This window comes from Clostridium guangxiense (assembly GCF_021043395.1).
GTDB lineage: Bacteria > Bacillota > Clostridia > Clostridiales > Clostridiaceae > Clostridium_S > Clostridium_S guangxiense.
This window is the reverse complement of the sequence record NZ_JAJNKE010000009.1, coordinates 78207-103452: the sequence shown is the minus strand read 5'-3', so window position 1 is coordinate 103452 and position 25246 is coordinate 78207. Positions and strand designations below refer to the sequence as shown.

20 protein-coding genes and 1 other annotated feature are annotated in these 25246 nt (G+C 29.2%); of the genes, 9 read left to right on the top strand and 11 right to left on the bottom strand.

The window, feature by feature from the left end:
* Positions 1-73: 73 nt before the first annotated feature.
* The 3 genes from LQK79_RS08040 to LQK79_RS08030 all read right to left on the bottom strand — a co-directional run bounded on the left by LQK79_RS08040 (position 74) and on the right by LQK79_RS08030 (position 3000).
* Positions 74-1117: an alpha/beta hydrolase gene (locus LQK79_RS08040; protein WP_053243038.1), complete on the bottom strand. Its 1044-nt coding sequence runs from the start codon at positions 1115-1117 to the stop codon at positions 74-76.
* Positions 1118-1568: 451 nt separating this feature from the next.
* On the bottom strand, positions 1569-2354 hold the full coding sequence (locus LQK79_RS08035) for a polymer-forming cytoskeletal protein (protein ID WP_231016164.1): 786 nt from the start codon (positions 2352-2354) through the stop codon (positions 1569-1571).
* A 19-nt stretch (positions 2355-2373) separates the two neighbouring features.
* Positions 2374-3000 (bottom strand): YhbD family protein, encoded by a 627-nt coding sequence (locus LQK79_RS08030; protein WP_231016163.1) that lies wholly within the window; start codon positions 2998-3000, stop codon positions 2374-2376.
* A 168-nt stretch (positions 3001-3168) separates the two neighbouring features.
* On the opposite strand from LQK79_RS08030, the gene LQK79_RS08025 reads away from it, so the two are divergent.
* Positions 3169-3684, top strand: coding sequence for a GNAT family N-acetyltransferase (locus LQK79_RS08025; protein ID WP_231016162.1), 516 nt, complete (start codon positions 3169-3171; stop codon positions 3682-3684).
* 180 nt (positions 3685-3864) lie between these two features.
* Here the strand turns inward: LQK79_RS08025 and LQK79_RS08020 are convergent, their stop codons facing one another.
* Complete coding sequence (locus LQK79_RS08020; protein ID WP_231016161.1) at positions 3865-4947, bottom strand: tetratricopeptide repeat protein; 1083 nt, start codon at positions 4945-4947, stop codon at positions 3865-3867.
* Between the two features lie 164 nt (positions 4948-5111).
* On the opposite strand from LQK79_RS08020, the gene LQK79_RS08015 reads away from it, so the two are divergent.
* Positions 5112-5741: a uracil-DNA glycosylase gene (locus LQK79_RS08015; protein ID WP_053243034.1), complete on the top strand. Its 630-nt coding sequence runs from the start codon at positions 5112-5114 to the stop codon at positions 5739-5741.
* 11 nt (positions 5742-5752) lie between these two features.
* Positions 5753-8998 (top strand): DEAD/DEAH box helicase, encoded by a 3246-nt coding sequence (locus tag LQK79_RS08010; RefSeq protein ID WP_231016160.1) that lies wholly within the window; start codon positions 5753-5755, stop codon positions 8996-8998.
* A 179-nt stretch (positions 8999-9177) separates the two neighbouring features.
* On the opposite strand, the gene LQK79_RS08005 is transcribed toward LQK79_RS08010, so the two are convergent.
* The 4 genes from LQK79_RS08005 to LQK79_RS07990 form a co-directional block, all read right to left on the bottom strand.
* Positions 9178-10302 (bottom strand): toxic anion resistance protein, encoded by a 1125-nt coding sequence (locus tag LQK79_RS08005; protein ID WP_231016159.1) that lies wholly within the window; start codon positions 10300-10302, stop codon positions 9178-9180.
* On the bottom strand, positions 10303-11319 hold the full coding sequence (locus LQK79_RS08000; RefSeq protein WP_231016158.1) for a YceG family protein: 1017 nt from the start codon (positions 11317-11319) through the stop codon (positions 10303-10305).
* Positions 11320-11413: 94 nt separating this feature from the next.
* Positions 11414-12343: a DMT family transporter gene (locus LQK79_RS07995; RefSeq protein ID WP_231016157.1), complete on the bottom strand. Its 930-nt coding sequence runs from the start codon at positions 12341-12343 to the stop codon at positions 11414-11416.
* A gap of 641 nt (positions 12344-12984) precedes the next feature.
* Complete coding sequence (locus LQK79_RS07990; RefSeq protein ID WP_231016156.1) at positions 12985-14013, bottom strand: PocR ligand-binding domain-containing protein; 1029 nt, start codon at positions 14011-14013, stop codon at positions 12985-12987.
* A 317-nt stretch (positions 14014-14330) separates the two neighbouring features.
* Here LQK79_RS07990 and LQK79_RS07985 point away from each other — a divergent pair, with 317 nt between their 5' ends.
* Positions 14331-14891: a tyrosine-type recombinase/integrase gene (locus tag LQK79_RS07985; RefSeq protein ID WP_231016155.1), complete on the top strand. Its 561-nt coding sequence runs from the start codon at positions 14331-14333 to the stop codon at positions 14889-14891.
* 388 nt (positions 14892-15279) lie between these two features.
* Here the strand turns inward: LQK79_RS07985 and LQK79_RS07980 are convergent, their stop codons facing one another.
* The gene (locus LQK79_RS07980; protein WP_053242510.1) at positions 15280-15894 is read right to left on the bottom strand and encodes a 3'-5' exonuclease; all 615 of its coding nucleotides are present in this window, start codon (positions 15892-15894) and stop codon (positions 15280-15282) included.
* A 255-nt stretch (positions 15895-16149) separates the two neighbouring features.
* Positions 16150-16400, top strand: a binding site (T-box leader).
* A gap of 56 nt (positions 16401-16456) precedes the next feature.
* On the opposite strand from LQK79_RS07980, the gene metG reads away from it, so the two are divergent.
* Positions 16457-18406 carry a methionine--tRNA ligase gene (gene metG, locus LQK79_RS07975; protein WP_053242511.1) on the top strand — a complete coding sequence of 650 codons (1950 nt, stop codon included), beginning with the start codon at positions 16457-16459 and terminating at the stop codon, positions 18404-18406.
* Between the two features lie 161 nt (positions 18407-18567).
* On the opposite strand, the gene LQK79_RS07970 is transcribed toward metG, so the two are convergent.
* Entirely contained in the window at positions 18568-18765 is a 198-nt protein-coding gene (locus LQK79_RS07970) for a cold-shock protein (RefSeq protein WP_053242512.1), read from the bottom strand.
* 151 nt (positions 18766-18916) lie between these two features.
* Here LQK79_RS07970 and LQK79_RS07965 point away from each other — a divergent pair, with 151 nt between their 5' ends.
* From LQK79_RS07965 to LQK79_RS07950, 4 genes are all read left to right on the top strand, one after another.
* Entirely contained in the window at positions 18917-20176 is a 1260-nt protein-coding gene (locus LQK79_RS07965; RefSeq protein ID WP_053242513.1) for an Nramp family divalent metal transporter, read from the top strand.
* Positions 20177-20278: 102 nt separating this feature from the next.
* Positions 20279-20905, top strand: a complete 627-nt coding sequence (locus tag LQK79_RS07960) for a TrkA C-terminal domain-containing protein (RefSeq protein ID WP_053242514.1) — start codon at positions 20279-20281, stop codon at positions 20903-20905.
* Positions 20906-21165: 260 nt separating this feature from the next.
* Complete coding sequence (locus tag LQK79_RS07955) at positions 21166-22299, top strand: betaine/proline/choline family ABC transporter ATP-binding protein (RefSeq protein ID WP_053242515.1); 1134 nt, start codon at positions 21166-21168, stop codon at positions 22297-22299.
* Positions 22292-23863, top strand: a complete 1572-nt coding sequence (locus LQK79_RS07950) for an ABC transporter permease/substrate-binding protein (protein ID WP_053242516.1) — start codon at positions 22292-22294, stop codon at positions 23861-23863. Before LQK79_RS07955 ends, LQK79_RS07950 begins: the two co-directional genes overlap by 8 nt.
* A 75-nt stretch (positions 23864-23938) precedes the next feature.
* Here the strand turns inward: LQK79_RS07950 and yidA are convergent, their stop codons facing one another.
* Positions 23939-24751 (bottom strand): sugar-phosphatase, encoded by an 813-nt coding sequence (gene yidA / locus LQK79_RS07945; RefSeq protein ID WP_231016154.1) that lies wholly within the window; start codon positions 24749-24751, stop codon positions 23939-23941.
* Positions 24752-25246 lie beyond the last annotated feature (495 nt).

Here is a 25246-nt window from a genome sequence, read left to right as displayed (position 1 = left end):
AGTGAAAAAGTTAGTTTTTTAATGAGCAGGGCGAATTAAAACCCTTCACTCAGCTCGACAAATTCCAGTTTGTCTATCTATATTTAGATATTTGAAATTCCTTTCGTATATAAGAACAGATGTCGTTTAAGGCTTCATTTGATTTATTTGTAATTTTACTCATTGTGATAAAACCATGAGGAACACCTTTATATACATTAACTTTTACTTTAATTCCTGCATTTTTTAGTTTATTGGCATAGGCAATATCTTCACCATGAAGAGGATCAATTTCCGCTACTATGATAAGCGTATCTGGTAATTTTCTAAAATCTTTAGCTAAAAGAGGAGAAGCATAAGGATTTTTTCTGTCTTCTTTCCTTGGTACATATAATGATATATATTTTTCCATATCTTGTATAGATAGTTTAGCACTATTAGCATAATAAGACCAAGAATTACTATTTAATTTATAGATATTTGTAGGTGGATATATTAGAGCCTCACAAGCTATAGGAGGACCATTCTTATCTCTTGCCATTAAGGAAACAGCCGCAGAAAGATTTCCACCTGAACTATCTCCTGCAATAGCAATACGGTTTCTATCTCCATTTATGCTTTCTGCGTTTTTATAAGTCCATTGAAGGACAGAGTATATATCATTGACAGCAGCTGGAAAAGGATTTTCAGGAGCAAGACGATAATTCACAGATATTACAATTGCATTTGTGTTTTTGGAAAGTTTTCTACAAACGCTGTCATGAGTATTAACACTTCCTGCAATCCAGAAGCCCCCGTGAGAGTAAATAATTATAGGAAATTTACCTTTACCTTGAGGCGTATATATACGTACAGGAATTTTGTAAGAGTTTATATTTATAACAGTATTTTTGATATTGGAAAATGGTATAGTAGTATCCGATTTGTTTGATTGACTGTCTAGGTATTTTCTAGTTCCTTTTATTGAACTATAATTATTGCTTGGCTTGGGATTGAGTAGCTTATTTAACTGTAAATTTAATGCAACATATGTATTAAGCTTTCCATGGCCAGTTTCAGCTAAATTCCTAATAAAAAAAAAGCAAATTACAGTAAGTATAACTACGATAACCAAAAATATTTTAAGAAATTTTTTCACTTTTGCTACCTCCGAATTATATGAATCTTATACTTATGTATTTTTTACTAGATGATTATTAATATACATATAAAAATTAAGAGGTAGAGTACAAGGAATGAAAAGGATGAGAGTAGAAACTATGATAAGAAAAAATGATGATACACCCAAAAATAATAAACTATTACTGAAAAAGCTAAATTTCCAGTAATAGTTCAATAACAAATATGTTAATCACACAAAACTATCAAGAGCCTCTATTTATTAAATGAAGTTGCTAATTTTTAAACTCTCTTGTGTTTACTCTTGCAAAACTGTCAGTTAATATTGTTTTATTATTTTAATTAATTCTTATACGGATTTTAAATTTTACTTTACGTATAAATAATAGAAATTTTCTATATGATTTTTAAATAAAATACATATTATCATATAATTTGTAATTGTAAAATATATATGGTAAAAATCTATATTATATTTGTGTTTTAGAACCTATTTTAGAATTGCCAGTTATATCTAAATCATCTTTATATTCAATTTTATCAATATTACAGTTGTCGCCAATGGTTATTTTATTTCCACGAACTATTTTGGCAGTGGTATGCTCAAGATAAATGTTGTCACCTTCTATGGTTTGAGCTGTAAGACTATTTGATGAGCTTGAAAGCATATCTTTAATAATGTGAAATATTGAAGAGGAAATATCTGAAGAGTATCTAATATCTATATTTTGTCCTACAATTTCCTCTGCAGAGCAATAATCATATATTGTTATATTTATTTCATCTGCATTTAAAGTACCACCGATGTTAAAGCTGCCTTTAGAGAAAAATTTATCGCATTCACAGTCTTTTTCGATTTTTACACCTCCAGATAGCTTTATTTCTCCTCCGCTAATTTTACCATCTGTTTTAAAACCCCCCGATATATTTAGTTTAGAAACCTTTATATCACCATAAACACTACCACTGCCGCTTATAGTAACCTCATCGCCTTTTAAATTGCCATCAATTTTTGATGAACCGCTGCTTTTAAAAATTTCAGTATCTATGTTACCTGTTTCACTAAAGCTGCCAGAGGTTAATAATTGTTTTGAAGTAATATTTCCTTTAACATTGCAAGCACCACTGGTTTTCATAAAATTGCAATCAATGTCGCCGTTAATTTTGCATCCACCACTTAATTTAACCTCATTATAAAAACCTCCGTTAGCAATTCCAGCACCAGATAATTTTAAATTTCTTCTTTCATTCTCCATGACTAAAACCTCCATATACTTATTTCAATTTCAATTTTAACTCTTCAACACATTTAGCAATATTTAAATTCATAATGACTTTTGCAAAATCCTCTATATAAAATTTATTTTTGGCAGAGCATAAAATGCAAAAGCCTACTCCCATTTTTCTTATAAAAATTACGTCAAAATCTTCACCATTAAAGGTTAAATAATTTTTCATAAGAGTATTAAAGAGAGTCTTACTTTCGTCAAGTGATATATTACCTGATAATAAAAATTTATCGCATACATACATATAAAGAACTTCTTCAAAGGATAACTCATGAATTTTTGGCAGTAATTCTTTACATATATTCAAGGTTTCATTTGTAATAATGTTTTGACTAAGTAAGTTTTCATAGCTTAATTTAATCTCAGCAGCTTTATTTGAAAATAAATTAGCTAAATCATCTAGAGAAGCATCATCTTTCAGGTCTTTAATTTTTTTTATTCTATCGATTATTTTATCTCTAGGAAAGAAAGTTTCTTGTCCTGTGAAGGAAGATTTTTTTATAAACCAATCTTCAGGTATAAGTTCTTTGCGTTTCCATCTATATAATTGACCATAGGATATACTCATGAGGTCAAGTAATTCTTTTTTTGATATTAAATTATCTTCATCCATTTTTTTGCCTCCTTTTAAACTTAGTGTAACATAACATTGTTACGCTGTAAATAAAAATGCTAAAAATATTAAAATAAAATTATATAATTTGTTGTATATATTTAGATTAATATTATAATTAAAAGCATCATACAGATTGTCTATCTATAAAAAGGGGTGTGATTGTCTATGACAGATTTATTTTTAGCTAAGCCAGATATAAAATATAAAAAAAGCTTTGAAAAATATGTTATTGCATATAGAGAGGCTGGTGAAACTTATTATTTCAGTATGTATAAACAAGCTTTACAGAATTTTGGTGGATATTTAAAGTACCTAAATAATTGGATTAAAGGTATAGACTTGAAGGATGGATTTGTTAATACTTCAACCTTTTGGTTAATTGATAATAATGAAGTTGTTGGAGTAACGAGAGTTAGGCATGAAGAAGTGGAAGGTGCAGGTCATATAGGATATGATATATCGCCAATTTACAGAAAGAAGGGCTATGGCACTCAAATTCTTAAATTAGCCTTGAGGGAAGCTGAAAAAATAGGGATAAAAGATGTGATAGTGACTTGTAACGTAGAAAATACAGCTTCAAGAAAGATTATAGAAAAAAATAATGGTAGGCTATTAGGTACTATTTTTGATAAAGAAGAAAATGAAAACTTATATAAATATGTAATTAGAACTACAGAATAAGATATTTATATGGGGGGCACATGAAATAAATTTAGAAATGATAAAAACAGACAGTAAAAATTCCGGATATGCCAAAATATAAAATTATAAAGCATATGCCGGAAATTATAATAGTATATGTATGAAAAAAGCTTGTAATAAAATTAGTTATTGAAACTTAGCATCTCATGAGGAGAACGATTAATCCCCGGCCTTTGCAAAACATTCTTGGGCCTCTTTTTCTTTTCCAAGCATTTGAAGAAGTGAGCCTTTGTTTCTATATATTTCTTTTGAATTGGGAGCGATGTTAAGCGCCTTATTGTAATAAGGTAAAGCATCCTGAAGCTTGTTTAAATTAACTAAAGAACAAGCTTTATCATTATAGGCATAACTATTATTAGGATCAGTTTTTATAGCTTTATCATATTCTATTATTGCATCATTATCTTTCCCCATAGAAGCTAAACATAATCCTTTAGCATCATAGGCATTTGAATATTTTGAATTAAATGAAATAGCTTTATCAAAACACTGTATGGCCTCTGGATAACTTTCTTTGGCATACAAAGCTAGTCCCTTATTGTAGTATAAGATAGGATCTTTTGTGGATAATGAAATTGCCTTATCAAAAGCAGCAATTGCATCATCATACCTTTTGGCAAGTTTAAAGGATAACCCTTTTTCGTTGTAAATTTTTACACTGTTTTTGTCAATACTTAAGGCCATATCAAAGACTTTATTTGCATCATCATATTTGCCAAGATACACAAGACATGAAGCTTTATTGACTAATGCACTAGAAAATTTAGGATTTAATTTTAGAGCTTCGTCAAAGGAGTTTATTGCTAAGGAATATTTATTAGAAAGAGTTAAGCATACTCCTTTTTCATTATAGATTTCAGCACTTTTATATCCAAGTTCTATTGATTTATCAAAATATTTAATTGCATTGGCATTATTCTGCTGTTTAAATAAAGCTAAACCTTTATATGCATAAGCTTCACCATATTTTGGATTGAGTTTTATGGCACTTTCTGCACAAGAAATAGCGTTGGCATATTGTTCATCTAATATTAATACATAACTTTTATTAACAAAAGCTTTTGTATTTGTTTTATCTGCATTTATAGCTTTTGAATAATAGTTAATGGCATCATTATATTTTTTATTAGCGGTGGCAGTATCTCCTTTTTTTAAATAGTTTTCGCTTACTGATGTGCATGATGAAAGAATGGCAATTGTAAAAATAATTAAAATGCAAAATGAAAATTTTTTATGGCGCATAAAGACCACCCCCAAAAATATATTTTGATATAAATATACTTTAATTATATATTAAAAGTATATTTATATCAAACGTTTACTTAATCAATGGCATGGCTGTTTTAAGATATTAATTATGGTATACTAAAGTTAAATTGCAATGTTTTTTGAAGGGTGTGTAAAAAGTGTTTGGTTGGAAAGAATTATATAATGAATGTTTGAATTGTCATAAATGTGAACTTGGAAATAAAAGAACAAATATGGTGTTTGGAGAAGGAAATTTAAAAGCAAAGATATTGTTTGTAGGGGAAGCACCTGGAGCAGATGAAGATAGACTTGGAAGACCTTTTGTGGGAAGAGCAGGACAGCTTTTGACAAAGGGGTTAACAGCCTTAAATATTACAAGGGAAAATGATTATTACATAGCCAATATATGCAAGTGCAGACCAGAAAAAAACAGGACGCCATATGAAGATGAGGCTAGAGAATGTATTACTTATCTTAGAAATCAGTTTGCACTTATAAAACCTAAAATTGTGGTATGTTTAGGGGCAACAGCAATGAAATATTTGATGGAACCTATATTTATAAAATTTTGTGATAGCTTAAGCGAAGATAGCATACCAGAGGAATGGAAAATTGCAAGTAAAAGTAGAGAAATGAGAATTACAAGGGATAGAGGAAAGTGGATAGAATTTAATGGATTATATATTATGTCGACATTTCATCCTGCTGCACTTTTTAGAGATGAAAGTAAGAAAAAAGTATTTTGGGAGGATTTAAAAAAAATTAAGGTCAAATATGATGAATTATGAGGTGAGTCAGTTTGTTTGACATTAGTGATATAACAGTAAAGTATTGGGCTAGCGATGAATGTTATAAGGAAGCTGTTAAATATTATGAAAATTCTATGGTTAATAATGTACAAATAAAAAGACATTTTAATCCACTGTATAATGCCAATTTTACTAATATCAATGCTGAAGTTAAGGATAATAATTCTATCATTCACAATGTATTTATACTGTTTAATGATAAGACAGGTATAGTTTCTATAAGTTGTGACTGCATGGATGTTAAAAAAAAGCACAGTAATGATAACATATGTGAGCATATAGCAGCGGTACTTATAAAGTATGCAAGGGATAAAGAACAGGTAATTGAAGGTTCAAAAGATGTGTATACCAAAAAGTTTATTGGAAAGCTTAAGAATTCTATTTTAGATGATAATGCTTCTGGGAAACCTTTGAATATTGAAGTGAAATATGAATATTCACAAGTAAATACTAAAAAATCTTCTATTGAATTTAAAATAGGTGAGGATAAATTATATATTGTAAAAGATGTAGAACAATTTTTAAAGGCAATTACAAGAAAACAAGAAGTAATAGAATATGGCAAAAAATTTACTTATAATCCTAAAAAGTATTATATAAAAGATGAAGATAAGGATTTAATTAATTTTTTCAAGGAAATTTATTTAAGTGAATATGAAAGTTTTCAAGATTTAACAGGAACTATAAGTGGTAAAAAAATCTATCTTTCAGAAATTAATCTTAAGCAATTTTTTAGAATAATGGAAAACAGGAAATTTGATGCAGTAATTGATAAAGTTCAGTATTCTAATATTAAAATAAAATGTATTTTTCCGGAACTTAAGATGCATTTGAATGAAAGCGAAAAAACGATTGAAGTAGGTATTGATGGAGAAATGCCTGTGTTTTTAAATAGTAGTCACGATATTATTTTCTATGATGGATGTATTTATAGCATAGATGAAAAAAGCAGGGATGTATTTGAACCTTTTTATGAAGAATTTGAAAAAAATGGGGAGAATATAAAACTAAGTGGAAATCGTGCTAATGAGGTTATATCGTATATTATTACTATGCTTAATAAAATTAATATCAAGCTTAACGTAAATAAGAGTTTAAAAGAGAAACTCGTTAAAGTACCTTTAAATGCAGAAGTTTTTCTTGATAAACTTAATGACTGTATAATTGTAAATATAAAGTTTAAATACAATGAACTAAGTATAAATCCGCTTAGAAGGAGTAAAATTAAAGAGTCGGAAAAAGATGAGATTTTTATTAGAGATGTAGATAAAGAACTTAATATAATGAAATTGTTTGAAAATTATGGTTTTCAAAAGTACGGAGAAAGTTATATAAATAATTCTGAAGAACAAACAATAGATTTTTTTATTGATGGACTTGAAAAACTTCAGAATATGTCTCAAGTTTTTTATTCGCATAGTCTTAAAAATTTAAAAGTATATTCACCAAATAGTTATAGAGGTGGAATAAGAATTAATGATCAAAATTTCCTTGAGATTTCTTTTGATATAGAAGGTGTTGACAAAGCTGAACTTAAAGATGTTTTCGAAGCACTTAAGCTTAAAAAGAAATATTATAGATTAAAAAAAGGTGGTATCGTTTCTTTAGACAATGACACTATAAGAGATATTGCAAATTTCATGGAATATCTTGATATTAATTATTCCGAGCTTTCTAACGAAAATGTAAAACTTTCTAAATATAATGCTTTTTATATTGATAATGCACTGGAAAAATCAAACCTAAGTTTTTTTCAAAAAAGCAGTGAGTTTAATAAAATAGTAAGTTCTATAAAGGAAATAAAAAATGCAAATAGCAAGCTTCCAAAAGAATTTTCAAAAATATTAAGACGATACCAAAAAGTTGGATTTAATTGGTTTCAAACGCTTACAGTAGGCGGATTTGGAGGAATACTTGCAGATGAAATGGGCCTTGGAAAAACAATTCAAACTATAGCTTTTATTACTTCTGAAATTGAAAAAGGATGCCCATTTATTGTAATATCGCCTACTTCTTTAGTATATAACTGGAAGAATGAAATAGAAAAATTTTCTCCTAGTTTAAAAACTTTAGTTGTTATAGGAAGTAAGACTGAAAGAGAGGAACTCTTAAAAAATGCCTTGGAATATGATGTGTTATTAACCTCTTATCCACTAATAAGAAATGATATAGATGATTATGAAAAAATAAATTTTAAATACTGTTTTTTAGATGAAGCGCAGCAAATAAAAAATCCAAATTCTATTAATGCAAAATCAGTGAAAAGAATAAAAGCGAGAAATTATTTTGCACTTACGGGAACTCCTATGGAAAACTCTCTTACTGAGCTTTGGTCTATTTTTGATTTTATAATGCCTGGATATCTTTTAAGTCATTCTAAATTCATGAAGAAATATGAAGTGCCTATAGTAAAGGACAAAAATCAAAAAGTACTAAAAGAATTATCTAAGCATATACAGCCTTTTATATTAAGAAGATTAAAGAAAGATGTAATAAAAGAGCTTCCACCTAAGATAGAGCATAAGGTTATTGTTGAAATGACTGAAGAACAGAAAAAAGTTTATGCTTCATATTTAACTAATACAAAGCGCGAAATAGAGCGTGAGATAAATGAAAATGGATTTAATAAAAGCAAATTTTCAATTTTGTCACTTTTAACGCGCCTTAGGCAAATATGCTGCAATCCATCATCTTTTATTGAAAATTTTGATGGGAAAAGTGGAAAAATTTTAGCGCTTCATGATATCTTAGAGGAAAGTATAAATAATAATCATAGAATACTTATATTTTCTCAATTTACCACGGTACTTAAAGCTATAGGTAAAATGCTTAAAAATGATAAGATTAAATATATGTACCTTGATGGACAGACTAATATTAAGGATAGAACAGACATTGTAATGAATTTTAATAATGGTGTTGGAGATGTATTTTTAATATCTTTAAAAGCTGGTGGAACAGGACTCAATCTTACAGGAGCAGATGTGGTTATTCATTTTGATCCATGGTGGAATCCAGCGGTAGAAGAACAAGCTTCCGATAGAGTTCATAGAATTGGTCAGAAGAAAAGCGTAGAGGTTATAAAACTTATAGCGAGAGGAACTATTGAGGAGAAAATATATGATCTTCAAGAAAAAAAGAAAAAAATAATAAACGATGTAATAAATGATAAAAACAGTGATAAAAATATACTTTCCAAAATAACTGAAGATGAGCTTAGAGATATACTTGCATAAGTAAAAAACATAAGTGAAGATTGTTTGAAAAGTATGAAGGCTATTATGGCAATTAAGGAAAAAATGAAAAATGATAAGCTATATTTAAATAAAATTTTTATAAATGTAAGGGGTACATTTCTAAGCCTTTTTAAAATGTACCCCTTACATTTATTAATTTTATTTAAAGCGTTGCAGTACTACTTATTCACCTTTTCCATATATTCGACTTGAAGCTTATTTAGCTTTTCCATGCCTTCTTTTCTAAGTTTTTTATTTTCCTCTTCTATTTTTTCTGTTTCATTTATTCCATCCATTATAATTTTCCAAGTATTTTCAAGGGTTTCTATTTTTATAGACGGAGCACCAGTTAATTTTGCTATATCTATACTTTGATCTTTTAAATTTTGAGCATTTTTTAAAAGTAGCTCATTTGTTGCATTATCAAGAGCTTCCATGGATTTAGCAACAAGTTTTTGTCTTTTTAAGGTAACTGCTTGTATAAGACCATTTTTAAATACAGGAATTGTAACTATAAAGGCAGAATGAATCTTACCTATAAGTTTGTAATTTCCTTTTTGTATTGTTCTTATTTGTGGAGCTGTTTGAAGTGATACAACTTTTGCCATATTGAGATCATAAAGTCTTTGGTTTAGCATTTCAAGTGAATATTTAATTTCTTGAAGCTTTAAATTGTCATCTGGAGTCCCGGAGGCAGCTTTTTCTTCATAGTAAGGTAAATCCTCATTTTGTATCTCATTTATTGCAAGCTCACAGGCAGCACAATATTTTTCTAGTTCTGTATAATAATTAAAATTCTGAGAAAACATTTCTTCAAGCATTTTATTTGTTTTTTCTATTTCTGATTTATAGGAAGTTATTCTTGAATAAATTTTATCAATTTCTCCTCCAAGGCTTTGATATTTACTTAAAATGCTTTGTATTGTTTTTTTGCTGGAATTAAAAATACGAGAGAAGAAACTTTCTGGCTTTTCCTCTAATTCCTCTTTATCAAATCTTTTCATAATAACTGTAAGTTCTTTTAATAGAGCACCAGAATTTTCTACACTGCTGACTTTCATGGTGTTTAATATTTTATCTGAGAACTTTGAAATTTCAGATGCAGGTTCGCTTCCAAATTCCATTATTGCGTTAATATTAGAAACATCTAATTTTTTTGAAATTTGAATTACTTCAGGTGAATTTTTTAATTCCTTCTTTATATTCTCGAGCTTTTCTTCCATTTCTCTTTTAGTATTATTAGGAATTTCATTGTTTTCTGGAACTGCGTTATTGTAAACTGAATTTTCCTCTTTGAATCTCAATTATTTCATCTCCTTTAAGAGTTTCTTTTTAGCACGAAGTTTTCTTATCCATCTTATAAAAAAGTTTACTCTCTTGTATTTAAAATTTGAATTTGTAAACTGAAGTTTATGAATGTCGAAATAACCATCTTTCACAAAATTTTCAATGTCACTTGTGGCTCCTGGATTATAAATCAATATGTCAACCCCCATTGAATTCATAAACATGAGGCTTACAGCATCGGAAAAAGAAAAATGACCACTTTTATAATTATTAAATACTATTATTTTAGGAACATGAAGAGGATAATCAAAGTTTTGGAGTAAATTAAGAAGCTTAACGTCAAGATTCATTAAGACATTCAGTGTAGCTACTTTCATGATAAATTCATCTCTTGCTGACTTATCATCTATACATGTTAAAAAAGTTGATATTTTATCCATTACAGATAATTTTACATTTGTATTGAAACGCCTATATTTCCAAAAATCAGGAAGCTTGCAAAATTCTATTATTTTTTCGGCTATATTTTCTTGAAGACCAGGCTTTAAGTTTGAGTATTTCCAGTATTTAGATGTAATAAGTTTATTTTTACTTACCAGACCTTTTTTATCTAAAAGCGATGAATAAGTTTTAGACATACTACTATGTTTTTTTATATGAAACAAAGGAAAATGCTTGAAAAACAAAGTATTGTCTTGTTCTAAAAGTGCGCTTATATCTTCCCTGTATTGAATAGTATCTTGATATATTCCACTTATTTTAGAAAATAAATTTGGAATATAAACCTTGCTATTGTCTTTTGAAACCTTCCAACCAGGTCTTATAACTGCCTCTTGTTTTCCCCATATGTTTATTTCGTCATATGTAGTTTTTAAAGTATCAGCACAAACTTCATAATCTGCAAATTGCCATGGCTCATAACAAAATGATTCATTATCGTGGAACATCTTTTTAAATTCTTCAGTTGCACGAAATGCGTCTGTTTCTGTTCTTTGATTATGAAATTCATTATTTTCTTCGTTTAAACCGGACATTCGCCAATTTCCTCCCCAAATAAATATAGTTGCTCATATTTTTATTATTAACATTATATCAAAAAAAAACAAATTATAATATATAAGATAAACATTAATTTGAATAAGCTTTTTCACTGTTAGCTAATATTATTCCAATGCAAACCAGAATTAATGCTACTAAGTTTTTTATATCAAGGATATTTTCTTTTAATATAATTGCAGATAAAAGCACCCCAAAAACAGGCACCAGGAAGTTAAACATTGATACAAAACCAACTTTATTGTATTTTAAAAGCGCTGTCCATATTGAAAAAGCAGTTGAAGATAAAATTGCAAGATAAAATAAGAGTAAGGTTGATTCTGGTGTAAAAGTTGATAAGCTTCCTCTATTTAATAAGCCTAGTGCAGTCAAAATAAAACCACCTATGAAAAGTTGATAGCCCGTCACTATTATAGAGTCAAGAGATTGAGTTATTTTCTTTCCATATATACTGGAAGCGGAAGCCGCAAAAGCAGAGAACATTACAAGACCTTCACCTTTAAAAGAAAAAGAAAGTTTCAATACATCAGAAGAAAGATTGGCAGCAATTACTCCAATAAACCCTAATGTGCATCCAATTACCTTGTTGAAATTTAACCTGTCGTTCCTATATATAAAATGTGCAAGTATAATACTGAAAAAAGTGAGCGTGGCATTAACAATTGAACCTTTTGAACCTGTAGTATAACCTAAACCTATGTAAAAAAATACGTATTGTATAGTAGTTTGTGTTAAGCCAAGTATAATAATTTGTAATATATTTTTTTTATTAAATATTAGTATGTTTTTTCCACTTATAACTGCTATAATAAGTACAATAATACCAGCCAGTGTAAATCTATATCCTGCAAAAACAAATTTTGAAGGGATATCATTAGCTGATATTTTAAAAAGAGAATATCCAGTTTTAACTCCAGGAAAGGCACTTCCCCATAATAAGCAGCATATGGTTGCGAGTATGATTATGATTTTTTTATTTGTTAAAAATTTTTTAGTGTCCAATCTAAACATCCTTTCGCCATTTAAAAATATTGCGAAGTAACAGTATTTTGGAATATTAAATAAAATTAATAAATCTAAGTGGTTATTTAAAAAAAGTGGTTGCTTTGAGTTCTAGAAGGATAATGGGCAGAGCCCAAACCCCGGGTATGTTTACTCACTAATCGTTCAAACAAATCGAAATCTCTAAAGCTTTTAACAATTTGCCACTAAGATTTATAAAATTTTATTTAAACTATTCCTTCAATACTGTTACTTCGCTAAACCGGAAATGCAAGGTAAATTTTTTTCCGGTTCCCTATGAAAAATACTCTATAATCACTGTTAATCAATAAATGAGTGGACAAGTTCACACCCAAAATTCCGTAGGTACGGAGGAATTTTTTCCTTGAACTACCGTAAAAGCGAAGTAGCAGTGATGATGGAACAATTTAAAAAGAATCCAATAAATCTTGGTGAAAAAATCATAAAATACTTAGATATTTCAATCTGTCTGAGCGCCTAGCGAGTTATTGAAATATCTTAGGATTTTACGATTTTTCCACCTTAGATTTATGGATTCTTTTTAATGTTACAAGTCACTGTTACTTCGTAATATTTATGTTTAGCGCGACAGTCCCATAAAAACGTATGTATAATTTGTTTTATTTATTTGCCAAACTATTTAATTCATCGGCTAGACTCATGATTTCTTCTACGCTTGCATTGGTTTCTTGTACGGCAGCAGATTGTTGTTGAGTTGTATTCAAAGTTGCATCAGAGGTATCCAATGTTACATGAACTGAATTTTGTATTTTCTCAGTTAAGGCGCTTATTTTTGCAGCAGTTTCTTTAGAGGTTTCCGATAATTTACGTATTTCATTAGCAACAACTCCAAAGCCCTTTCCAGCATCGCCAGCACGTGCTGCTTCAATTGATGCATTTAATCCAAGCATTTTTGTTTGATTGGCAATGTCTTTTATGTACGTCAAAATAGAATTGATCTCATTTGATAATTTATCAACATTTAATATTTCATTATTCAAACTTTCTTGATTTTCTGCGACTTGTACAGATGAAGCTGCTAGTTCTTCCATGGCAGCGGATATTTGGCTAAAATTCTCTGAAAGGATATTAGTCATTTCTTTTATTTTAAGTTGCTGGTGTCCAATCTGTGATAAGGCGTTTACAACAGTAAATAAAATATTTGCAGCAGCTTTAACTTTATTTTCAGCTAATGAAGTTATTTTATTGGCTTCCTCTTTGTATTTTTCACTATCTAGCCCAAGTTCACTGGCTGTTTTTAAAATTTTCTCTTCATCGACTTTTGAAAAAACAATTTGACCTCCAAGAATTGTGCCGAATTGTTTTCCATCAATTATAATTGGAACTGCAAAATCGATTAATCCCGCATGGCAGGTATATATATAAGGCTTGCCAGTTCTAGCGGCTTCTTCGCCTCCAATTCTATGTGATTCTGCACATTTTTTAATTCCTTTTTCATTTGATTGAGTATATTTAGAACAGAAATTTGTATATCTTGTCGGTTTTGTAATAGGAACACCATCCATATTAACAGTGATACTAGCTATTTCCATACTTTCTCCAAAATCATCTTGGAATTTTTGTAAAAAATCTAAGTCAATTATATCTTTAAGTTTTATATTCTCTAAGTTAAAAGAATCATTTGGCAAATTAAGCTTCCCCCTTTAAATTAAGTTTTATTTTTAATGTAAAATGCAAAATTAACTTATGCATATGATAAGGGATAATTGGAAGTTGGGTTATACGAATGCATAAGTTAATTTTGCGACCATAGTTGAAGATTGGTTATTGTAACTATCAAAATACTTATAAAACAATTTGCGTATTTTGTTTCATAACGTACCTATGATAATGATAATAACTATAGGCTTTTACGCTTAATGTGATATAATTTATTAGTATAATATCAAAAAATGTTATGAAACGTTTTTTGATACACTGTATAAAAATAGTTTGGAGGAATACTATGGTAGTTGAACCAATAAAAGATAAAATAAAAATAAAACAATTGTATTATTATTTAAATGGAAAAAATCCTAAGTATGGTTTGCTCTTTAAATTTGGACTAAATACAGGACTTAGAATCAGTGATATTTTGCCTATAAAGGTAAAAGATATTTTTAATGAACGTGGAGAATATAGATATTACCTTATATTAAAAGAAAAGAAAACTGGAAAAATAAAAAAAATAAAATTGAACAATGCCATTAAAAAAGCTATAAATTCATTTGTAAAACAACAAGAATTAACGCAAGATTCATATTTATTTTATAGTCGTAAAGGCGGTCATTTAAAGCGTATACAAGCTTATAAAGTTTTAAAAGAAGCTGCTAATATTTGCTATGTGGAAAATTTTGGCACACATAGTTTACGTAAAACATGGGGATATTGGACATACAAAGCATCAAAATATAATATAGGATTAATTATGGATACATTTAATCATAGTTCTCAGGGTATTACTCTTAGATATATAGGAATTAATCAAGAGCAGAAAGATGAATTGTATTCCCTTGTGCAATTTTGAATAAACTGTAGCTTTTTATAAATAATTGCCTTATTGTCATAAATTTAATAATTGTGTAGAAATTTTAAAAAATATATGTTATTATATATACATATTTATGAAACAAAATACGCATATTGTTTCATGAGCTTACAATTACAAGATTAAGTTTATAAATTATCCAAAATTTAAAATATAATGTACTATGAAAAGCTTTTAATTGGCATTAAACGGATTATATTTGAATTTTATGGCAAAAAGGACGAATGAAAATAAGTTTGTTAGTTATAAATTATGACATAATAAAAAAATTCTACTGTTTTGAGAAATAACATTAGAATTTTTTTTGCATAAATATTTGCTTTTTACATTTATTTACAACGAAGTTTTTTGATATTATTTGCCCTGTTTAAGAGGTTTTAACAATTTTTGAGAAGTATCTTTGGGGAATGTAACCTTTTTTAATTCCTTCAGTGACTAGTAAATAAGTAGCTGTAGTATCAAATCTAGCGTCATGGAAATTGCCGTCTCCTTGAAAAAGCTTTTTACTTAAATCTTTAATATGAGATGAGTTTATATTTAAAAATCTTACAGCTTCTTCAAGTCTAGGATTTTTATAATTTCCATTATTATTTATTATTTTGCATATGTTTTTGTAATAGTTCATGGTACAAAAGATATGGTTAGGGTTAAAAATCTCTCCGCAGCAAGCCAATTCGTGAGTTAAAAATTTTATATCAAAATTAACATTATGACCTATAAGTATATCTGCTGTTTTAAAATCGTCTAAGAAAAATTCCAGATTATCTTTAAAAAACTTGCCGCCGCTCAATTCGTTTAAAATTTCTACACTGAAGCCGTGTACATCTTCTGCACTTGGCTCTACGTAATCTACGGAAAAAAATATGTTTTTTCCAATGGTTTTGTTTGGTTTTATATTTGTATCTACTAGGATGTAGCTTAACTGGCATATGTTGCCTGGTCTTAAACCAGTTGTTTCGGTATCAAAAAATATCATCTTCATATTTTATCAGAACTCCTATTATAAATTTATTGTATAGTTTAGTATTATAAAACAAAAAAGAACTGACATCAAATATTAAGTAAAGCGCAAGTAACAAAAATAAAATACTATGTGATGAATTCCATATTAATTGTCTCTTAACTGTACGTTATTCTGTTGATAATTATGGTGTTTTATATAAAAAATATATATTACGAATTAGTATAAAATAATGTATAGTTGACAATAATAAGTTTATGTACTAATATATAATCTATAAATGCATTGATGGGAAGAGTAATAAATGGACGCATGCAAAGAGAGCTGATGTATGGTGAAATTCAGTGGTGTAAAAGTTTATGAACATGGACCCGGAGCAGAATATCTGAAATTTAGTAGGGTATTACGTAAGCATACGTTAAAATGCAGGGTGATAAAATAAATTATGAATTTATGAGTCACTTAGTGAGATTTTTGTCGTGAGATAAAAATAAAATAGAGTGGTAACGCGTGAATTCGCCTCTAAATAAAAACGTAAAAGTTTTTATTTAGAGGTTTTTATATTTTAGAGGAGGCTTTTACAATGTCAGAAAAAAAACCATTTTATATTACAACACCGATTTATTATCCATCTGCAAAATTACACATAGGAAACACGTATACAACGGTTGCAGCAGATGCTATTGCAAGATTTAAAAGACTTCAGGGCTATGATGTATTTTTTCTAACAGGTTCAGATGAACACGGACAGAAAATACAGAGGATAGCAGAAAAAGAAGGAGTTACTCCAAAACAATATGTTGATAAAATAGTTGCAGGTATAAAAGACTTATGGAAAATGATGAATATAAGCTATGATAAATTCATAAGGACAACAGATGATTATCATGTAGAGACTGTACAAAAAATATTTAAGAAACTTTATGATCAAGGAGATATATATAAAGGTTCATATGAAGGCTGGTACTGCACACCTTGTGAATCTTTCTGGACTGAAACTCAGCTTCAAGATGGTAAGTGTCCAGACTGCGGAAGACCTGTAGAAAAAACTAAGGAAGAAGCATATTTCTTTAAAATGTCAAAATATGCTGATAAACTTATAAAATATATAGAAGATCATCCACATTTTATTCAACCTGAATCAAGAAAAAATGAGATGTTAAATAATTTTTTAAGGCCAGGACTTCAAGATTTGTGTATTTCAAGAACATCATTTAATTGGGGAATACCAGTTACTTTTGATGAAAAACATGTCATTTATGTTTGGATAGATGCGCTTTCAAATTATATAACAGCTCTTGGTTATGGAAGTGAAAATGATGAAAACTTTAAAAAGTATTGGCCTTGTGATGTTCATCTTGTAGGAAAAGATATAATAAGATTCCATACAATTTATTGGCCAATTATGCTTATGGCTCTCGGCCTTGAACTTCCAAAACAGGTTTTTGGCCATGGCTGGCTTTTAGTTGATGGGGGGAAAATGTCAAAATCAAAGGGAAATGTTGTAGACCCTGTATTATTAGTTAATCATTTTGGCACAGATCCTGTAAGATATTATCTTTTACATGAGATACCATTTGGAGCAGATGGACTTTTTAATAACGAAATTTTTATAAAGAAGATAAACTCTGATCTTGCAAATGACCTTGGAAATTTAGTTTCAAGAACTGTGGCTATGCTTGAAAAGTATTTTGATGGAATTATTCAACCACCTTTAGAAAAGGAAGAACTAGACAATGAACTTATAGATTTGGCACTTGGACTTCCAGAAAAGCTTGATGCAGACATAAAAGATTTAAAGATACCTGAGGCACTTGATCATATATGGGATGTTATAAAAAGAGCAAATAAATATATAGATGAAACAGCACCATGGGTTTTAGCTAAGGATCTTTCTAAAAAGGAGAGGCTTGGAACAGTTTTATATAATTTAGTAGAAACACTTAGAATAGTATCAACTGTACTTTCTGCTTTCTTACCTGAAACAAGTGAAAAAATAAACGCTCAACTTAACATTGAAACTGCAACTTGGAATAGTCTTTCTGCCTTTGATGGAACAAGAGCAGGAACAAAAGTTAAAAAAGGAAATGTAATATTTCCTAGAATAGACCTTGATAAAGCGCTTGAAGAACTTAACAAATTAAAGGAAGAGCAGATGAAAAAGGCAGCACAAGGACAGGAAGCAAAGGCTGAACCAATAAAACCTGAAGTAACAATAGAAGACTTTGAAAAACTTGATTTTAGAATTGTTAAGGTGTTGGAGTGTGAACCAGTGAAGAAATCAGATAAACTCCTCAAACTCAAAGTTGATTTGGGTGGAGAAGAACGACAGGTGGTATCAGGAATAGCAAAATTTTATAAGCCAGAAGAATTAGTTGGAAAATCTGTAATACTTGTCGCTAACTTAAAATCTGTAAAACTTAGAGGAGAATTATCACAAGGCATGATACTTGCTGCTTCTAATGAAGATGACAGCAAATTATTTGCAGCAACTATAGATGGTGAGCTTCCAACTGGAAGTGTGGTAAGATAAGTATAATAAAATTCCAGAGAATACATAACTCTCTGGAATTTTATTATATTTATAAGAAAGGAAAATGTCTCATATATTCCTGATAAAATTGATTGATAAAATCCTCTATAATTAAATTTAATTGTAGAGGATTTTATTTAGAAGATTATATATTTAAAGGCTTAATGTCTTTTTACATTAATCGCCTGTTCACCCTTTTGACCTTCAGTTACATCAAATTCAACTTCCTGACCTTCTTCAAGAGTTTTAAATCCATCTTCTTTAATACCTGAATAATGTACGAATACGTCATTTCCTTCCTGGGTTGTAATAAATCCAAACCCTTTTTGAGAATTAAACCATTTAACTGTTCCTACCATATAAAGACCTCCAAAATAAAATATAAAATGAAAATTCATTCATCTAATTAATAGTATATCTATAAATTTAGATTATATACATATATTTATAAATAATACTAAAATACTGTTATAATAAAAGTAGAAAGCAATATTTTTACGAGGTGATTTTATGAAGCATAAATTTAATATATTTAAAGGAGAACATAAGCCAGGTTTTGGAGCTAGAGATTTTTTAAAATATGTAGGTCCTGGACTTCTTGTCACCGTAGGTTTTGTAGATCCTGGAAACTGGGCTTCCAATGTATCAGCTGGTGCTGATTATGGATATAAGTTATTGTGGATGGTAACACTTTCTACTATTATGCTTATAATATTGCAGCACAATGCAGCTCATCTTGGAATAGTTACAGGAGATTGTTTATCAGAAGCAACTACAAAAAACGTGAAACCTGGGTTAAATAGATTTATATTATTTAGTGGAGTGGGGGCAGCAATATCTACAGCTATGGCAGAACTTTTGGGAGGAGCAATAGCTTTAAATATGCTTTTTAAAATTCCAATAAAAATAGGAACTTTGATAATGTTATTTGTTGTAATGTGGATGCTTTTTTCAAATTCTTATAAAAAACTTGAGAGATGGATAATTGGTTTTGTTTCAATTATAGGAATTTCATTTATATTAGAAATTACACTGGTAAATATAGATTGGAAGATTGCTGCTATTAGTTTTATAAAGCCAGAAATACCTGTAGGGTCAATGCCAATCATAATGAGTGTTTTAGGAGCTGTTGTTATGCCGCATAATTTATTTTTACATTCTGAAATTATACAGAGTAGGCAGTGGAATATACAAAAAGAAGAAGTTATAAAAAAACAGCTTAGGTACGAATTCTTTGATACAATTTTTTCCATGCTTGTAGGTTGGGCAATAAATAGTTCAATGATATTACTTGCAGCAGGTACATTTTTTTCAAGTGGTATTAAAGTTAATGAATTAACTCAAGCACAAAGTATGCTTAGGCCTATTCTTGGAAGTCGTGCTTCAATAATATTTGCAGTGGCATTATTATTTTCGGGTATATCATCGACGGTTACAGCTGGAATGGCAGGAGGAAGTATATTTGCAGGTATATACAAGGAGCCATATGATATAAAGGATAGTCATACAAAAGTTGGTGTTTTAATAACACTTGTATTGTCAGCTGTTGTAATATTTTTTATAACAGATCCATTTAAGGGGTTAATATATTCTCAAATGCTTTTAAGTATACAGCTTCCAATAACTATATTTACCCAAATATATCTTACTTCATCTAAAAAGGTCATGGGCAAATTTGTAAATAGTTTGTTGGATAAATCACTTCTCATAATAATAGGAATAATTGTTACAGGATTAGATATAGGATTGCTAATTACTTCTTTTAGATGAAAACTATATATTTACACCATTAATATAATGATTTATACTAAGTATGCATAAAAACTTTTAGATATGGGAGGAATAAGTCAGAGCATATTCTGACAATAAAAAATGGCTGAATCTATAGTTAAACCAGTTTATCAGAAAATAGCAATTGATATTGCAAATAGAATAGTGGATGGAGATCTTAAAGTTGACGATAAATTATATGGAAGGTCTGTTCTTGCAAGTAAATATAATGTGTCACCTGAAACTATAAGAAGAGCTATAGCTATATTAAGTGATATGGGTATAGTTGAAGTTGTTAAAGGTAGTGGAATTACAATAAAATCAGTAGATAATTGTTTGAAGTTTATCGATAAATATAAAGAAATAGATTCTATGCAGTCTTTAAAAAAGGAGGTCGAAAATTTAATACATAAAAAAGATGAGTATGAAAGAAAAATAAACAGCGTAATAAATGAATTGGTAGATTACTCAAGTAGATTTAGCAAGAGTGATCCATTTACTCCTTTTGAATTTGAAATATATAGTAATATGGAAATCGTAGGCAAGAGTATATCTGAAACAAAGTTTTGGCAGAATACAGGTGCTACAATTATAGCAATAAGACGTGGTGAAAAACTGATACTTTCACCGGGACCTTATGCTACTTTTGAACATAAGGATACAATTATAGCAATAGGAGATGAAACGAGTTACTATCGTTTAAGAAAGTTTTTATATAAAGAGAATTAATGAAAATAAAGTGCCGTAATACCATGAACAATGGTTTTATGGCATTTTATTTTAAGATTTATTTTTATTAGAAAAAAACATGTAAAATATTGCTATTTACATAACTAATATATTATAATATAATTAAAGAAACAACTCTTACTTTGCAACAAGTTGCTTGTTTTAATATTATGTGGGTATAGTATTTAGAAGTTTTTATAATCAAAGAAACAACTTTAAAATAAAAAAAAGTTGTTTATCTGTAGAAAAGGAGGAGTTAGATGATAGAATTTAAAAACGTATGTAAAAGTATAGGAGGAAAACCAATAATAAAGAATGTAAATATTACTATAAATGATGGAGAATTTATAACTTTTATTGGACCTAGCGGCTGTGGAAAGACAACGACATTGAAAATGATAAACAGGCTTATTAAGCAAAGTTCAGGTGAAATATTGATTAATGGAAATAGGATAGAAGATGAAAATATAATTAAGCTTAGAAGAAACATTGGATATGTAATACAGCAAACAGGTCTTTTTCCACATATGACGGTTAGGGAGAATATTATGCTTATACCTTCACTGGAAAAAATTGATAGGAATGAAATAGATGATAGGATAGAAAAACTTTTGAAGTTGGTTGGCATGGAAGCTTCAGTTTATATGGATAAATATCCGAGTGAACTTAGTGGAGGCCAGCAGCAGAGAATAGGCATAGCTAGAGCATTTGCAATGAATCCAGAAATAATACTTATGGACGAGCCATTTAGTGCATTAGATCCTATAACAAGAAATCAGCTTCAAGATGAGGTATTTAATATACAACAAACTTTCAAGAAGACAATAGTATTTGTTACTCATGATATGGATGAAGCATTAAAATTAGCAGATAGAATTTGTATAATGAAAGATGGTTCAGTAATGCAATATGATACACCAGATAAAATACTTAAAAATCCTATAAATGATTTTGTTAAGAATTTTGTTGGTGAGAATAGAATATGGAATCAACCTGAGTTAATTAAGGTTAAAGATATAATGATAAAGGATCCAGTAAAGTCAGGAAGTGAAAGAACTGTGCTTCAAGCCTTGGAGATAATGAAGTCTAGTCATGTTGATAGCTTGCTAATATTAGATAAGGAAGGTAAGCTAGATGGACTTGTTACCTTAAAGGATATAAGAAGAAACATTGACAGAAATATAAGGGTTAGCGAAATTATGAACAGAAATATTATAACAATTAATGCTGAGGAATCAATAGTAAATATTATGAAGAAAATGCGTTATGAAAAGATAGGATACGTCCCAGTTACAGATGATGAATCTAAATTAGTTGGACTTGTTACTAAAAGTAGTCTTTTGTCAGTTTTAACTACTCAGTTTATTGAAGGTGAGGTGGAAGCTTTTGAGTAATTTTGTTAATTTTATATTAGAGAGAAAAGACCAAATATTCACTCTATTTTTGCAGCATATAGAACTCACAATATTTGCAGTTTTAGTCTCAATAATTGTAGGGGTTCCACTAGGTATTTTAATAACAAGAGTAAGGAAGCTTTCTACTCCTGTAATAGCAGTTGCTAATATAGCTCAATCAATACCAAGCTTGGCACTTTTAGGATTTTTAATTCCTGTGTTTGGAATAGGTAGTAAACCATCAATAATAATGGTAGTTATATATTCTCTGCTCCCAATTATAAAAAATACTTATACAGGACTTATAAATATAGATGCGCCTATAATAGAAGCGGCGACAGGGGTTGGGCTTACAAAAAGCCAGATCCTTTTAAAAATAAGTATTCCTCTTGCTATGCCAATTATAATGTCAGGTATAAGAATATCTGCTGTAACAGCAGTGGGACTTATGACAATAGCAGCATTTGTTGGCGCAGGTGGTCTTGGATATTTAGTATTTTCAGGGGTGCAGACAGTAAATAACTATATGATACTTGCAGGTGCAATTCCAGCTTGTTTTCTTGCTTTATTTTTAGATTTTATAATAGGAAAAGTTGAAGAACATGTTGTTCCAGAAGGAATTAGAATTTCTAAGGGTGAAAAAATCAAGAGGAGAAAGATTAAAAATAGAAAGTTTAATAAAATTTTAGCTGCAGTACTTGCGGTGATAATAGTTGTGGTGAGTTGTGTTGCATTTTATAATTCTAGAAATAAAAAAGTTATAGTAATAGGTTCTAAGAATTTTAATGAGCAGCTTATACTTGGAAATATGGTTGCATCACTTATAGAACATGATACAGATTATAAAGTAGAAAAAAAGTTGAACTTAGGGGGAACCAATGTTGTCTTTAGCGCTATGAAAAGTGGTGATGTGGATTTATATGTTGAATACACAGGAACAGGACTTGTGGATATAATGAAACGAAATAGTATTTCAGATAAAGATAAGGTTTATAACATGGTAAAAGATTATTTTGATAAAGAATATAATATGGAGTGGCTTAAACCAATTGGTTTTAATAACACTTATGTTTTATCTATGAAAAAAGAACTTGCCAATAAATATAATATAAATACAATATCAGATTTATCGAAGATGAGTAATAACTTTACATTAGGAAGTACCATGGAGTTCTTAAATAGAGCTGATGGATATTTAGGACTTCAAAAAACGTATAATATTAATTTCAAAAATACGAAGGGACTTGATGGAGGACTTAGATATTCTGCACTTAATAAAAACGAAACTCAAGTTACTGATGCCTTTTCAACGGATGGGCTTCTTAAAAAGTTTGATTTAAAAACTCTTAAAGATGACAAAAACTTTTTTCCACCTTATTATGCAGTTCCTTTAGTAAAGAAAGAAACATTAGAGAAATATCCTAAACTCAAAGGTGTGTTAGAAAAGCTTCAGGATAAGATAACTGATAGTGAAATGAGAGAATTAAATTATAGAGTGGATAGTGGCGAAAAACCAGAAAAAGTTGCAGATGATTTCTTAAGAAGCAAAGGGCTTATTAAATAATTTCTTCAATGATTTCAGTTTAGTCGAAGTAACAGTATTTAATATTTCAAGATACTGCTACTTCGTCATATTTTTTTAGGATGCTTGGCTCAACATAAACTTATGAATTACATGAGCTACTCCGTCTTCTTCATTTGATTTTGTAACATAGTCGCATATTTTTTTTACTTCTGGAAAAGCATTGCCCATAGCGACTCCAAGTCCTGCATACTTTACCATAGCAATATCGTTACCAGCATCGCCTACACATATAATTTCATCAGGGCTCAAACCTAGATTTTTGGCTAAAAGGCTTACCCCAAATCCCTTGTCTACTTTTTTATTTAAAAATTCTAGAAAAATATCTTCACTTCTCACAACAGTATATTTGTTATGAAATTTTTGAGGTACCAATTTTTCTGCTCTATCCAAGTTTTCTTTTGAATCTACAAGCATTATTTTTATTATGCTTTCATTTCTGTCAATAGCATCAAATGGCTTTTCAATGAGAGAAAGGTTATTCATGTAAGCTTCACGCTCGCTGTAAGGGTTTATTTTTGGAGTAATACATTCATTGGTAGTAAGTGTATGAACATTTAAGTTTAGTTTTAAGCTTAAATCGTATATTTCCTGTAAATCTTCATATTTCATTAAATTCTCAGCTATTATATGGCCAGTTTTTGTTTTTTGAACTACAGCACCATTAAAGGCTACTGCATAATCGTCATCTCCCATTAAATCTAGTTGCTTTAAATATTTTTCAATTCCTTTTGCTGGTCTTCCAGTAGCAAGAACTACTTTATATCCATTTTCTTTCGCTGTTTTTATTGCGTCAAAATTCGCTTTAGATATTGTTTTATCGTCTTTCAGGAGAGTTCCATCCATATCAAGTGCAATTAGTTTGTACATAGCAAATCCTCCAATTAATTTAATATAAGATTTTCGTATATTGAAAGTGAACATACATGAGGTTTGGGCTAATATATATATGCGCAATACAAGTTAAAGAAGGATAATGGGCTTACATCCCAAACCCCGTGCATGATCATTATCCTTCTATACATTAAGCAAATAATCGCTTAAAATTACCATTTAGATTTGTAGAATTTTTTTAATGTGACGAAGCATTGTTACTTAGCAATATTTTTAAACTGCTAAAGTTAAATTGCATGTTTCTACATAATAATATTATATCATCATATATAAGGCTAAGATAACCCCAAAGTTTTAATGTGCACGTTTACTAATCTTTTTTATTGAAAAAAAAATAATAAACTGATATAATTACTTTGTTTAGCTAGAAAATTTAGTTGATGCTGAATCGTAATTAATTAGGAGATGAATATTAAATTGAGATTGCATTGATTTAGAATTATTATATAGATATATAGTGAAACTAGTTCA